Origin of the sequence: Novosphingobium aquimarinum (genome assembly GCF_009746585.1) — a bacterium.
Lineage (GTDB): Bacteria > Pseudomonadota > Alphaproteobacteria > Sphingomonadales > Sphingomonadaceae > Novosphingobium > Novosphingobium aquimarinum.
Genome location: NZ_WRPO01000012.1, coordinates 94,793 through 108,459, shown reverse-complemented (window position 1 = coordinate 108,459; position 13,667 = coordinate 94,793). Strand labels below are relative to the sequence as shown.

General features: G+C 69.1%; 9 protein-coding genes. 7 read left to right on the top strand and 2 right to left on the bottom strand.

Annotated features, from left to right (window positions below; genetic code table 11):
- The first annotated feature begins 37 nt into the window (after positions 1–37).
- The 7 genes from GQO94_RS13115 to trxA all read left to right on the top strand — a co-directional run bounded on the left by GQO94_RS13115 (position 38) and on the right by trxA (position 11,402).
- Positions 38–2,392, top strand: a complete 2,355-nt coding sequence (locus GQO94_RS13115; protein ID WP_156841992.1) for a PAS domain-containing sensor histidine kinase — start codon at positions 38–40, stop codon at positions 2,390–2,392.
- 13 nt (positions 2,393–2,405) lie between these two features.
- Positions 2,406–2,855: a tRNA (adenosine(37)-N6)-threonylcarbamoyltransferase complex ATPase subunit type 1 TsaE gene (gene tsaE, locus GQO94_RS13110; RefSeq protein ID WP_156841991.1), complete on the top strand. Its 450-nt coding sequence runs from the start codon at positions 2,406–2,408 to the stop codon at positions 2,853–2,855.
- Entirely contained in the window at positions 2,846–3,832 is a 987-nt protein-coding gene (locus tag GQO94_RS13105) for an aminoglycoside phosphotransferase family protein (RefSeq protein ID WP_156841990.1), read from the top strand. Before tsaE ends, GQO94_RS13105 begins: the two co-directional genes overlap by 10 nt.
- Positions 3,829–4,566 carry a nucleotidyltransferase family protein gene (locus tag GQO94_RS13100; protein WP_156841989.1) on the top strand — a complete coding sequence of 246 codons (738 nt, stop codon included), beginning with the start codon at positions 3,829–3,831 and terminating at the stop codon, positions 4,564–4,566. The genes GQO94_RS13105 and GQO94_RS13100 overlap by 4 nt, the downstream gene beginning before the upstream one ends.
- The gene (locus GQO94_RS13095; protein WP_156841988.1) at positions 4,559–7,528 is read left to right on the top strand and encodes a PD-(D/E)XK nuclease family protein; all 2,970 of its coding nucleotides are present in this window, start codon (positions 4,559–4,561) and stop codon (positions 7,526–7,528) included. The genes GQO94_RS13100 and GQO94_RS13095 overlap by 8 nt, the downstream gene beginning before the upstream one ends.
- Positions 7,525–10,992 (top strand): double-strand break repair helicase AddA, encoded by a 3,468-nt coding sequence (addA, locus tag GQO94_RS13090; protein ID WP_156841987.1) that lies wholly within the window; start codon positions 7,525–7,527, stop codon positions 10,990–10,992. The genes GQO94_RS13095 and addA overlap by 4 nt, the downstream gene beginning before the upstream one ends.
- Positions 10,993–11,081: 89 nt before the next feature.
- A complete protein-coding gene (trxA, locus tag GQO94_RS13085; RefSeq protein WP_156841986.1) occupies positions 11,082–11,402 on the top strand; it encodes a thioredoxin in 321 nt (106 codons plus the stop codon).
- A 198-nt stretch (positions 11,403–11,600) separates the two neighbouring features.
- On the opposite strand, the gene GQO94_RS13080 is transcribed toward trxA, so the two are convergent.
- Positions 11,601–12,425, bottom strand: coding sequence for an inositol monophosphatase family protein (locus GQO94_RS13080; RefSeq protein ID WP_156841985.1), 825 nt, complete (start codon positions 12,423–12,425; stop codon positions 11,601–11,603).
- Positions 12,426–12,430: 5 nt separating this feature from the next.
- The gene (argJ, locus tag GQO94_RS13075) at positions 12,431–13,657 is read right to left on the bottom strand and encodes a bifunctional glutamate N-acetyltransferase/amino-acid acetyltransferase ArgJ (RefSeq protein WP_156841984.1); all 1,227 of its coding nucleotides are present in this window, start codon (positions 13,655–13,657) and stop codon (positions 12,431–12,433) included.
- Between the last annotated feature and the right edge of the window lie 10 nt (positions 13,658–13,667).

Genomic DNA, 13,667 nt, shown 5'->3' with positions numbered 1-13,667 from the left:
TTGTCATATCGCGGCGCGCATCGCATAGCCGCGCTCGATGGAAGCCGAACGCCTTGTGGTTCTGACGCTCGCGCTGCTGCTTGCCGTGTGGACGGCGGCAGCGGTGTGGGCAATCGTGTCGGCACGCCACCGGCTGCGCCGCGCGGAAACGCTCGGCCGTTCGGCGCGCCGCCTCGCCAAGATGGTCGAGGAATCGCCGGCGTTGCCGCTGCTGGTGCGCTCCGATGGGCGGATCGAGGCTTCGCCGCGACTGGCGCAGTGGCTGGGGCTCGACAAAGTCCCGCAATTCCTCAGCGAACTCGATGATGGCGAGCGGGGACTGTCGGCCGAAACGCTCGCCGAACTGACGCAGGCGGTTCTCAAGACGCAGAAGTCCGCCGCGCCGTTCCGCATGGTCGCGACCCCGCGCGGCTCTTCGCGCAGTCTCGCGCTGCGCGGCCATCTCGCCGATCCGCAAGTCTCGCCCGGCGGCGCCGCGCTGGTCTGGGTGTTCGACTTCAGCGACAGCGAGAGCGAACTGGTCAAGCTGCGCGAGGAAGCCGCGCGCGCGCGCGGCGATTTCACCGCGCTGGTCTCGCTGATCGAGGCCGCGCCGATGCCGATGTGGTTTCGCCGCCCCGATGGCGCCCTGCAACTCGTCAATTCCGCCTATGTCGCAGCCGTCGGCGGCGAAAATGCGGATGCGGTCGTCGCCTCGGCGACCGAACTGGTCGAGGCGGTCGACGGGCTCACCGCGCGGCAAGTGGCGACGCAGGCCGCCGACAAGAACCTGCCGATCGAGCGCATCGTCAGCATCACGATCGACGGCCAGCGCCGCGCGTTTCGCGTCCACGATCTCCCGCTCGGTACCAACGGCATTGCCGGCTACGCGATCGACATCGAGGATCAGGAAGAGATCGGTCGCACCTTCCGCGCCTTTCGCGAAGCGCAGCGGGCGATGCTCGATCAGCTCTCGGCCGGGGTCGCGCAGTTCGATGCCCATCGTCGCCTGACGTTCGTCAATCAGCCGTTCCAGCGCATCTTCGCGCTGCCGCCGGGCACGCTGGTCGATCCGCCGCTGTTCGAGCGACTGCTCGAATCGCTGCGCGACGCCGGCCGGCTTCCCGAAGTCCGCGACTTTCCCGAATGGCGGCGCGAGAAGGCCGAATGGTTTGCCGCGAGCGAGTCGGTCGAGGAGAGCTGGCACATCGCCGATGGCCGCAACTTGCGGATCGTCGCGCAGCCGATGCCCGACGGCGGCTTGCTGCTGATCGCCGAGGACCAGACCGAGCAGCTGCGCCTTTCGGCCGTGCGCGACACCCTGCTGCGCACGCGGACCGCCACGTTCGACAGTCTGTTCGAATCGGTTGCGGTGTTTGCGCCCAACGGTCTGATGCAGCTGTGGAACCGCCGCTTCGCCGCCGACTGGGGGCTCGAAAGCGATTTCCTCGATACGCATCCCAGGATCGACGTCCTGCTCAAGAAGCTCGAACCTCGGCTGCGGCATGCCGCGCAGGCGAGCACGGTCGGCGATGCGGTGCGGGCGGCGACGCTCGATCGCAAGGAAGCAAGCGGGCGCGTGGTGCTCGCCGATGGTCGCACGCTCCAGTTCGCGGGCGTGCCGCTGCCAGACGGCAACGGCTTGCTGACCGTGCTCGACATCACCGATTCGCAGAAAGCCGAAAAAGCCCTGCGCGAGCGCAATGCCGCCCTGATCGAGGCGGATGCGGTCAAGACGCGGTTCCTCGCCAACATGAGCTACGAGCTGCGCACGCCGCTGACCTCGATCGGGGGCTATGCCGAACTGCTCGCGACCGGCGTGGGCGGGGAACTCGACGAGGCGGGGCGCGCCTATCTTGCCGCGATCATCGAATCCTCGGCGCGGCTCGGCGAACACATCGAAAGCCTGCTCGACTTGTCGCAAAGCGAGGCGGGCATGTTGCCGCTGGCCGAAGAAGACATCGACCTGCAAGCTTTCGTGCGCGGTGTCGCGGAGGAGCGCCGTCGTCGGCTCGAAACCGCGGGCATCACGCTCGATCTCCAATGCCAGCCGATGGTCGGAACGATTTGTGGCGACAAGCGGCGGCTCGGGCGAGCGCTCGGCCACTTGCTCGACAACGCGATAGCCGCCACGCCGCGCCGCGGTCGCATCCTCGTTCTCGTCTCGCGCGAGCGCAAGGGGGGCGAGAACCGGGCCCAGATCGTGGTTTCCGACAACGGGAAGGGCATGGATGCCACCATGCTCGCTCAGGCGCTCGACGGCGTCGGGCTCGAACGCAATCGCAAGGGCTTCGTGCGCAAGCAGGGCATCGGCCTGCCGCTCGCCCGCCAGCTGATCGAGGCGCACGGCGGCAAGCTCGAGCTGATCTCCGAGCCCGGCGAGGGCACCGCCGCGATCATCGAGTTGCCATGAAGGTCTCGCTGACATGAAGGTCGAACTCGCCGATCTGGATGCGATGGACCGGTTCGGCAGCGTCCTTGCCGCGCAATTGCGCCCCGGCGACGTGGTCGCCTTGTCGGGCTGGCTGGGGACGGGCAAGACGACGCTCGCCCGTTCGATCATCGCCGCGCTCGGGCATTCCGGCGACGTGCCGTCGCCCAGCTTCACCATTATCGAGACTTACGATCCCCCCGCGGTGCGGCTGCCACTGGTCCACGCCGATTTCTATCGGCTGGAGGACCCTTCCGAGATCCAGGAGCTCGGTCTCGACGATTATCGCCTGGGCGCAGTGCTGCTTGCCGAATGGCCCGAACACGCCGGCGGCTTCGCGCAGGAGCCGGGCTGCCTCTCAATCCACCTCGAAACTGCGGGTGAAGGCCGGATCGCCATTGTGGAACCGGGGCCCGATTGGCTAGGGCGCATGCCATGTCCGTGACACTACCTGATGGTCTCGACGAATTCCTGGCCGGCTGTGGCTGGGGCGGCGCGAAGATCGAGCCGCTGCCCGGCGACGCTTCGTTCCGCCGCTACTTCCGCGTCACCCGTGGCGAGGACACGGCGATGCTGATGGACGCGCCGCCGCCCAACGAGGATACCGCCCCGTTCCTGCGCGCGGCGCGCTGGCTCGATGCGAACGGCATGCGCGCGCCGCACATTTTCGCCGACGATCCCGCACGCGGGCTGGTGCTGCTCGAGGATTTCGGCACGGCGCGGATGCGCGACTACCTCGAACAATGGCCCGCCGACGAGCGCGGCGTCTATCGCAGCGCGGTCGATGCGCTGGTGGCGCTGCACGAACTGCCGCCGGGGCCGTTCCTCGATTACTCGATGAGCGAATACGTGCGCGAGGTTCGGCTGTTCATCGACTGGTACTGCACTGCGCAGAACCTTTACGTCGATGCGGACGGTTTCGTGTCGGCCTGGGAAAAGGTGATCGGCGCGCTGCTGCCGCGCCAGCGGCCGGGGATCACGGTGCTGCGCGACTATCACGCCGAGAACATCATGCTGCTCGGCTCGCTGCACAACCAGGGCCTGCTCGATTTTCAGGACGCGCTGGTCGGCCACCCGGCCTATGATTTGGTCTCGCTGCTGCAGGACGCGCGCCGCGATGTCTCGCCCGAACTCGAGGCGGAGATGTTCGAGCACTACGTGCAGGCGACCGGCGCCAACGCCGAGGATCTGCGGGCCGACTATGCGCGGCTGGGCGCGCAGCGCAACACCAAGATCGTCGGCATTTTCGTGCGGCTGTGGCGACGCGACGGCAAGCCGCGCTATCTCGAGCTGATCCCGCGGGTGTGGGCGCTGCTGGAACGCGATCTGGCGCATCCCGCGCTGGCTCCGGTCGCCGCCTGGTTCGATGCCAACATTCCGGCCGAACTGCGCGCCGAGAACGGCGGGAGCTTCGCGGCATGACCATCGCCGACCGGGCGGAAGCGCTCGCCAGCGATACCGCGATGGTGCTCGCCGCCGGGCTGGGCAAGCGCATGCGCCCGCTGACGGCGACGCAGCCCAAGCCGCTGGTGCGCGTCGCCGGCCGCTCGCTGATCGACCACGCGCTCGACAAGCTCGAGGCGGCGGGCGTGGCGAAAGCGGTGGTCAACGCGCACTACCTTGCCGATGCGCTCGAAGGGCATCTCAAGGCGCGCAAACGGGGCCCCGCCGTGTCCGTGTCCGACGAACGGGAGAGGTTGCTCGAGACCGGCGGCGGCATGGCCAAGGCCCGGCCACTGCTGCCCGATCCGTTCTTCAGCCTGAACTCCGACAACATCTGGCTCGATGGGCCGACCGACGTGTTCCACGATCTTTCGCGGTTCTGGGACGCCGAGCGGATGGACGCGCTGCTGCTGCTCGTGCCGCATGCCCGTGCACTCAATTATCGCGGGAAGGGCGATTTCCACCTGGATCCCGTCGGGCGGATCACGCGTCGCCGGTCGGGCCGGATCGCGCCGTTCATCTTCACTGGTATCCAGCTCGTCTCGCATCGGCTGCTGCGCGATGTGCCCGTGGGGCCGTTCTCGACTAATGTCCTTTGGACCCGCGCGATCGAGGAAGGCCGGCTCTACGGCATCTCGCACACTGGCTTGTGGTTCGAGGTTGGCGATCCGGGAGCGATCGCGCCCACCGAGGCCTGGCTGACGCGTGCCTGAGGGCCCGCGAATCTATTCCATCGCCGCGCATCGGGGGGTCGCCGATGCCCTCGTCGCCGGATTGGTGCCCCGCTACGGCGACGCCGAATTCGGGCTCGCCCGGCTGACCCTGCTGCTGCCCGGCCGCCGCACCGTGCGCACCGTGACCGAGGCTTTCGTGCGCCATTCGGGCGAGGGGCTGCTGCTGCCGCGCATGGCCGTGGTCGGTGATCTCGATCTCGACGAGGCGCTGGGCAGTCTGCTTGATCCGCTTGGAGCCAGCGACATTCCCCCCGCCGCCGATCCGACGCGGCGCTGGCTGCGCCTCGCGGCCTACTTGCGCGAAGTCGAAGGCGAGGAAACCGGCAGCGGCGCCGCGCTGCTGCGCCGCGCGTTCGAACTGGGCCGCACGATGGATCGCCTGCTGGTGGAAGGCATCGCCCCGATCGATCTCATGTCCGAGCGCATTCGCGGGATCGTCGGCGAGCATGCCGAGCACTGGACCGATGCGACGCGTACTTTCCTGATGGTCCAGCAATTGTGGATCTACGAGCTTGCCGAACGCGGCGAGGTCGACGCGCCCGAGCGGCGCAACCTGCTGTTCGAACATGCCGCGCGGCGCTGGCGCGAGACGCCGCCTGCGGGGCCGGTGGTCGCGGCGGGCGTCACCAGCGCCTCGCCCGCGCTCGCACGGTTGCTGCGCGTGGTCTCGCAATTGCCGCAAGGCGCGGTGATCCTGCCCGATCTCGACCTCGCGCTCGATGCCGAAACCTGGGACGAACTGGGCACCGCCGGCGCGCCCGAGGGGCCGGAGGATCCGCACTTCGCGCCGGGCGATGCGGTCACCCATCCGCAGTATCACCTCAAGCTGCTGCTCAACCGGATGGGCGTGGCGCGCGAGGAAGTGCGCACCTGGCACCGGTCCGGAACCGGCGCCGCCCCGCCCGAACGCAGCCGCGCGATCTCGAACCTGTTCCTGCCGCCGCAAGCCAGCGCGCGCTGGGTCACGCTTGGCCCGGACCAGCGCCGGCTGGCAGGCGTGCGGCTGATGGAAAGCGCGCATCCGGGCGCGGAGGCGCAGGCGATCGCGCTGCTGATGCGCGAAGCGCTCGACGTGCCCGAGCGGCGCGTGTGCCTGGTCACGCCCGATCGCGCGCTGGCCGGGCGCGTGGTCGCGCATCTGACGCGCTGGGGTATCGATGCGGACGACAGCGCCGGCCAGCCGCTGGCGCAGACCGCAGCGGGCCGGGCTTTCCTGCTGCTTGCCGAACTGGTGGCCGAGAACGCCGCGCCGGTGCCGCTGCTGGCGCTGCTCTCGCATCCGCTGGTGCATGCGGGCGAGCCGCGGGCGGAATGGCTGCGCGCGGTGCGGCGGCTCGATCGCGCCATGCGTGGCCCGCGACGAGGCGTGGGGCTCGCTGCGATCGAGGCTCCCGCGAACGAGGCGGGGGTGCGGGACTGGTGGGCCGAGACCGCGCCGATCCTCGCGGCGGCCTTCCCCGAGGGCCGCGTGGCACCGTTGCCCGACGTGCTCGACCGGCTGACGGGCGCGATCGAAGCCCTGTGCGGCGAAGGCGTCTGGGCCGGGCCCGATGGCCGCGCGCTGGCCGCCTTCGTCGAGGAATTGCGTGTGGCGGCGGCCGATGCCGGCACTTCGATCGGCGCGGAAGAAATCCACGCCGTGCTGCGCGATGCGATGGAGCGCGTATCGGTGCGGCCGCCCTGGGGCGGGCACCCGCGCGTCGCGATTTACGGTTTGCTCGAAGCGCGCATGGCCCGCGCCGATCTCGTCATTTGCGGCGGGCTCGTCGAGGGGGCCTGGCCCGCGAGCCACGCGCAGGACGCGCTGTTGCCGCCGGCGGTGCTGCGCGCCCTGGGAGTGCCGGGCGGGGATTTCCGCATCGGTCTTGCCGCGCACGATCTTGCCGCCGCCCTCGGTGCGCCGGACGTGGTGCTGAGCTGGGCCGGGCGCGACGAGAGCGGGCCGGTGATCCCCTCGCGCTTCGTGCTGCGCGTCAAGGCCCTGCTCGGCGAACTGGCCGGGCGCCACCGCGAGGACGAGATGGTGCGGCTCGCCCGCGACGTCGACGATGGCCCGCGCATGCCCGCGCATCCGCGCCCGCAGCCCATGCCCAGCGCCGCGCAGCGCCAGGTTTCGGTTTCCGCCACCGCGCTCGACCGGCTGCGCAGCGATCCCTACCAGTTCTACGCCGGCACGATCCTGCGCCTCTCGCGGCTCGACTCGCTCGATGCCGAGCCGAGCGCGGCCTGGAAGGGCGAACTGGCGCACCGGATCATGGAGCGCTGGCACGAGGCGGACGAACCGCCCGACGGCCTCGAGGCGATCGCGCGCGAGGAACTGGAAGCGCTTTCCGCGCATCCGCTGATGCGGGTGCTGTGGTGGCCGCGCCTCAGCGCCGCCCTGGACACGTTTCGCGAGGAAGTCCTCGCCGCGAAAGACGCCGGGCGGGTGCCGCTGCTGGCCGAGAAGCGCGGCGCGGTCGACTGGCGCGGGGTCACCATCACCGCGCGCGTCGATCGCATCGACCGGCTGGCCGACGGGACATGCGCGATCGTCGATTACAAGACCGGCTCGCCGCCGAGCGATACGCAAGTCGCCAAAGGCTATTCGCTGCAGCTCGGCACGATCGGCCTGATCGCGCGCGCGGGCGGGTTCGAAACGCTGCGTGCCGAACCTTCGGCGTTCGAATACTGGTCGCTCGGCAAGAAGGCCGGCGCGTTCGGCTATGTCCAGACGCCGCTCAAGATCAAGGGCAAGCGTGGCGGCGTGGAACCCGACGAGTTCCTGCCGATGGCCGAGGACTATCTCGATCAGGCGCTCGATCAGTGGATCTTGGGCGATGATCCGTTCACCGCGCGGCTGAACCCCGACTTGCCCAGCTATGCCGACTACGACCAGCTGATGCGGCTCGACGAGTGGTTCGCCAGTCTAGGCGACATGGGGGGAGACGACGCGCCATGAGCGGCGCTGCCAAGCCTTTCCCGCTCCACGGCAACCAGATGCATGCGGTGCGTCCCGACGAGGTCGTCTGGCTGTCCGCATCGGCGGGAACGGGCAAGACGCAAGTGCTGTCCTCGCGCGTGCTACGACTGCTGCTGCAGCCCGATGTCGAGCCCTCGCAGATCCTGTGCCTCACCTTCACCAAGGCTGGCGCGGCGGAAATGGCGGGCCGCATCAACGACAAGCTCGCCCGCTGGGTGCGCATGGCCGAGACCGACCTCTTCGCCGAATTGCGCGCAATCGGGGCGAAGGGCGTGCCCGACGAAGTCGCCCGCGCGCGCACGCTGTTCGCCAAAGTGCTCGACAGCCCCGGTGGGGGCCTGCGGATCGACACCATCCACGCCTTCTCGCAGTGGCTGCTCGCGGCGTTTCCGCTCGAAGCGAAGCTCTTGCCCGGCGCGCGGCCGATGGAAGACCGCGAGCGCGCGATGCTGGCGCGGCGCGTGCTGTCCGACTTGCTCGTCGCGGCCGAAAGCGATCCGCTGGGCGATCCGCAATTGCTCGATGCCGTCGCCGCGCTGTCGCTGCGGATGGGGCCGGACGCGGTGGAGGGCTACCTGCTGCGCTGCGCCTCGGCGCGCGAGGCGTGGTTCGGGCCGGGCGCGTTTCAGGAACCGATGCGGCCGCGCGTGATGACGCTGCTCGGCTTGCCGCAGGAGGCGGATGCGGACTGGCTGGCGGCGATGTGCGCCGACGATGCCTTCGATACCGCGTCGTTGCGCCGCTGCATGGCCACCGCGCATGGCTGGGGCACCAAGACGGGGCTGGCCACGGTCGATGCCATTTCGAACTGGCTGCTCGGCACGCCGGCGCAGCGGGCGGAAACGATCCCCGAGTTGCGCAAGGCCTTGCTGACCAATGACGGAGCGATCCGCTCGCTCGCCTCGCTGTCCAAGGTCGATCCCGAATACCCCGCGTATTGCGGCCGTGTGACCGAATGCATGGAGCGCGTGATCGAACAGGCCGCGCTGCTCGACCTCGCCGAACGACTGTTGCCCGCGCTGCGTCTCGGCCGCGCCTTCGCCTTTGCCTGGGAAGAGGCGAAGCTGCGCGAAGGGCTGATCGACTTCGACGATCAGATCCGCCGAGCTGCCGAACTGCTCGGCAATTCGGCGATGTCGGAATGGATCCGCTACAAGCTCGATCGGCGCTTCGATCACATCCTCGTCGACGAGGCGCAGGACACCAACGAAGCGCAGTGGGACATCATCGACGCGCTGACCGGCGATTTCTTCGCCGGCGAAGGCCAGCACGGCGATCGGATGCGTACGCTGTTCGTCGTCGGCGATACCAAGCAGGCGATCTTCCGCTTCCAGGGCACCAGCCCGGAGCATTTCCGCCGTGCCCGCGACCGCGTGCGCACGCAAATGCATGGCGCGGCGGCCAACGCGGTCGAGCAGCGCGGCAACCTGCCGGCGCGCGAGTTGCGCGATCTCGGCCTCGAACGCAATTTCCGCTCCTCGCAGGACGTGCTCGATTTCGTCGACAAGGCGATCGCCGGGATCGGGCACGAGGATTTCGGCCTCATCACGCCTGCCGATCCGCACAAGGGCGAGGCGCGCCCCGGCTATGTCGCGCTGTGGCAGCCGGTCGACTTGCCCGAAGCGGAGGGCGACGACGGCGAGGACCAGGGCTGGCTGTCCAAGCCCGAGCGGCGCCTCGCCGATCGCATCGCGCGGCAAGTGCGCGAATGGCTCGACGAGACGCGCCCCGGCTTCCGCCTGCACAAGGATGGCCGACGCGCGCGGCCGGGCGACGTCATGGTGCTGGTGCGCAAGCGCAAGGAGCTCGCCGGGCTGATCGTCGCGCGGCTGCATGCCGCCGGCGTGCCGGTCGCGGGCGTGGACCGGCTGCGGCTGGGCGCGCCGTTGGCGGTGAAGGATCTGGTCGCGGCGCTGCGCTTTGCCGCACAACCGCTCGACGATCTCAATCTGGCGAACCTGCTGGTCTCGCCGCTGGTGGGCTGGTCGCAGGAGCAGCTGCTGGAGCACGGCTATCGCGACAAGGGGCGGCTGTGGAACCACTTGCGCGCCAGTGCCGATCCCCTCGTGCTGGCTTTGCGCGAACACTTGGGCGACTTGCTGGCCCGCGCGGATTTCGAGACGCCGCAAGCGCTGCTGCACTGGCTGCTGGTGGGGCCCTGGCAAGGCCGGCGCAAGCTCGTCGCGCGGCTCGGCAGCGAGGCCAACGATCCGATCGACGAACTGATCAACGCCGCCCATGCCTATGCCGCCACCGGCACGCCCAGTTTGGCGGGCTTCCTCGCCTGGTTCGATGCGGGTGACGGCGAACTGAAGCGCGAGCCCGGCGGGCAGGCCGATCAAGTGCGGGTGATGACGGTGCACGGCTCGAAAGGTCTGCAGGCGCCGATCGTCATCCTCGCCGATGCCACCGGCAATCCCGACGAAAGCCGCGAGCGCGGCATCGACCTTGCCGATCCGCGTGAACCCAAGCGCCGCATCCCGCTGCCCGGCCTCGCGAAGGAGGAAAAGGTAGGTCGCCTGCGCGAAGAGCTCGATCTGGTCGCGCGCGAGGAGATGCAGGAGCATTGGCGGCTGCTCTACGTCGCGATGACCCGGGCCGAGGAAGCGCTGTTCATCGGCGGCGCGCTGGGCAAGCGCGACAAGGGCGAGCCGGCGCAAAACAGCTGGTACGCGCGGCTGAAGGCGCTGTTCGCCGAAGGCTCGGAACGGACGGATCCGGTCTGGGGCTGGCGGCTCGACTGGGGCGCGCCGCCCGAAGCGATGCCGCCCGTAGGCGCGGCGCCGCAGCTGCCGATCCCCGAACCGGTGCCCGCCTGGGTCCGCAGCGCGCCGCCTGCCGAGGCACGCCCGCCGCGACCGCTCGCGCCATCGTCGCTGGGCGACGACATCGCGCCTGATCCGCCGCTGCCGCCCGGTCCCGGTACGGCGCTCGCCGCGCGGCGCGGCACGCTGATGCACCGCCTGATCGAGCGATTGCCCGATGTGCCCGATGCCGATCGCGCTGCGCGCGGCGCGGCCTGGCTCGAACGGCAGGCGCCCGACTTTTCGGCGACCGATCGCGCCGAAATGGCCGAGGCCGCGCTTGCCGTGGTCGCGCATCCGGACTGGGCGGAGCTGTTCGGACCGGGCAGCCTTGCCGAAGTGCCGTTCTCGGCCGTGGTGGGCGGACACGTCGTCGCCGGCAGCGTCGATCGCTTGCTGATCGGGCCGGACAGCGTGCGCATCGTCGACTTCAAGACCTCGCGCCGTCCGCCCCTGACGATCGGCGAAGTGCCCGGCGCCATTCTGCGCCAGATGGCCGCATACGTGGCCGCGCTCGAAGCGATCTATCCGGGGCGCGAGGTTTCGGCGGCGCTGCTGTTCACCGCGGTGCCCGTGCTGATACCCCTGCCTGCGGCGGTGCTCGATCCGCTCAAGCAGGAGTTGCAGGCGGTGCAGTAAAGCTTGTGGGCCCGCTTCGCCCCTAACCCTTTCCTCCCCGTCATTCGTACCTAGATAGCCCTCAGAGATAATTCAGGAGCACTGCGATCATGGCCACCAAAGCCGTCACCGATGCGAGTTTCGAGGAAGACGTCCTCAAGTCCGACACGCCCGTCCTGGTCGATTTCTGGGCGGACTGGTGCGGCCCGTGCAAGATGATCGGCCCGTCGCTCGAAGAGATCAGCGAAGAGCTCGAAGGCAAGGTCACCATCGCCAAGATGGACATCATGGCCAACACCGAAGTGCCCGGCCAGTTCGGGGTGAAGTCGATCCCGCTGATGGTGCTGTTCAAGGACGGTCAGCCGGTTTCGCAGAAGCTGGGCGCCGCGCCCAAGAGCGCGCTCAAGGGCTGGATCGAAGGCGAGCTTTGATCCTGTTCGGTTGAGGTTTGACCACCTCTGCTTGGTCTGGGTGCGTCGAGGGGGCGGGTGTTTTGCCTACCCTTCGACAGGCTCAGGGTGAGCGGGGGTGGTTTTCGTTTGCCCTGAGGGCCGATGCCCTCCCGCGACCCGTCACAAGATCCGCTCGTCCTGAGCTTGTCGAAGGACAGACCTGACGCTCGCCCTTTCTCAGTCCAGCGTCGAATTCGCCTCGATCCGCTCCGCTAACGCGTCCCACAAGGCGGGCGTAGACGCGCCGATCAGGCCCTTCCTTTCGAACTCGTCGACCCGATACGCGCTTCCATCAACACGCGCGACTTTGCCGCCCGCTTCGTTGAGGAACAGCGCCCCGGCCGCGTGATCCCAAGGCAGGGTGCGCTGGAACACCGAGACGTCGTTGGTGCCCAGCGCAAGCCGCGGATACTGCTCGGCGGCGCAGCGCGGGATGTCGACCAGCCGGTAATGCGGCGCGATCGTGCGCCTCACCGTTTCGCGCTGGGTATCGTCCAGAAAAATCAGTGAGATCGCGGCGATCGGCGGATCTTCGCCACTGCCGCGCGACGTGATCGCATCGCCGTCGATGAAGGCACCCCCGCCTTTTACCGCATGGCAAAAGCGGCCGGTGAGGCAATCGAGGATCCAGCCGCCCAGTGTCTCGCCGCGATCCGCCAGCGCGACCAGCACGCCGAACGGCGGCTTGCCCGCTGCGAAGTTGTTGGTGCCGTCGAGCGGATCGACGATCCAGCAGAGGCGGTCCTTGAGCGCCATGAGGACGCCTTCGTCGGCATAGGCCGCTTCTTCGCCGACGACGGCCGCCTCGGGCAGCAGCGCGGCGAGCCGTTCGGTGAGAATGTCTTCGCTCTCGCGGTCCGCCACGGTCACCACGCCGTCCGGCGCCTTGCTGACGATCTGGTCGGCGCTCAGCGAGCGATAGTGCGGCAGGATCACTTCGGCGCTGACGTGGCGGATCGCGGTCTCCACCGCGCGGGTGAGAGCGGGCGTGATCTCGGCCATGGCGTTCAGCTCCTGTAATCGGCGTTGATCGCGATGTAGCCGTGGGTCAGATCGCAGGTCCACACCGTGGCGCGGCCGTCGCCCAGGCCGAGATCGACTTCGATGGTCACGTCCTCGCCCTTGAGGTGCGCAGCGACCGGCGCCTCGTCGTAGTCGGCGAGCGGCAGGCCCTCGCGCGCCGCCCAGGTGCCGCCGAAACCGATCGAGAGCTTGTCGCGGTCCGCCGGCTCGCCCGCCTTGCCCACGGCCATGACGACGCGGCCCCAGTTGGCGTCCTCACCGGCAATCGCGGTCTTTACCAGCGGCGAGTTGGCGATGGCGAGGCCGACCTTGCGCGCGCTGTCGTCCGAGACCGCGCCAGACACCGCGATTGCGATGAACTTCTGCGCCCCCTCGCCATCGCGCACCACGAGATGCGCGAGCTGGCGGCACACGTCGGCCAGCGCGGCGGCGAAAGCATCGGCGCCGGGGCTGTCGAACGAGGCGAGCGGCGCGTTGCCCGCCTTGCCGGTGGCGAAGGCGAGGACGGTGTCGCTGGTCGAAGTGTCCGAATCGACGGTGATGCACGAGAACGTCGCACGGTTCGCGGCGGAGAGGCACTGCTGCAGGAACGCCGGCTCCACCGCCGCATCGGTGAAGATATAGCCGAGCATCGTTGCCATGTCGGGCGCGATCATGCCGCTGCCCTTGATGATCGCGGCGAACTGCACCTTGGTATCGCCGATCATCGCCGAAGCGGTCGCGCCCTTGGCGAAAGTGTCGGTGGTACCGATCGTGTCCGCCGCCTCGCGCCACGAGCAAGGCGCGGCGGTCAGCGCGCGCTCGACGCCTTCGCGCGCCTTGTCCTTGGGCAGCGGCACGCCGATCACGCCGGTCGAGGAGACGAAGACTTCGCTTTGCGCGCAGCCGAGGTCATCCGCGACTTGCGCCATGATCTGCTCGACGGCCTCGCGCCCGCGATAGCCGGTGAAGGCGTTCGAATTGCCCGCGTTCACCACCAGCGCGCGCGCCTTGCCGGCTTTGGCCTGCTCGCGTCCCAGTTCGACTTCGCTTGAGCAGCACAAGTTCCGCGTGAACACGCCGGCGACCGACGTGCCTTCGTCCAGCTCCACGTAGGTGAGGTCGCAGCGGCCCCAGTCCTTGTAGCCGGCACGGGCTACGCGCGGCGTGACGCCGGCGATTGCGGGCATCTCGGGGAAGGGGCGGGCAAGCGGGGAAGTGGGAATGTCCATGACGGGCGCC

Coding starts and splice junctions, on each gene's coding strand:
- trxA (WP_156841986.1), top strand. CDS start 11,082: ATGGCCACCAAAGCCGTCACCGATGCGAGTTTCGAGGAAGACGTCCTC.
- tsaE (WP_156841991.1), top strand. CDS start 2,406: ATGAAGGTCGAACTCGCCGATCTGGATGCGATGGACCGGTTCGGCAGC.
- GQO94_RS13080 (WP_156841985.1), bottom strand. CDS start 12,425: ATGGCCGAGATCACGCCCGCTCTCACCCGCGCGGTGGAGACCGCGATC.
- GQO94_RS13115 (WP_156841992.1), top strand. CDS start 38: ATGGAAGCCGAACGCCTTGTGGTTCTGACGCTCGCGCTGCTGCTTGCC.
- GQO94_RS13105 (WP_156841990.1), top strand. CDS start 2,846: ATGTCCGTGACACTACCTGATGGTCTCGACGAATTCCTGGCCGGCTGT.
- addA (WP_156841987.1), top strand. CDS start 7,525: ATGAGCGGCGCTGCCAAGCCTTTCCCGCTCCACGGCAACCAGATGCAT.
- GQO94_RS13100 (WP_156841989.1), top strand. CDS start 3,829: ATGACCATCGCCGACCGGGCGGAAGCGCTCGCCAGCGATACCGCGATG.
- argJ (WP_156841984.1), bottom strand. CDS start 13,657: ATGGACATTCCCACTTCCCCGCTTGCCCGCCCCTTCCCCGAGATGCCC.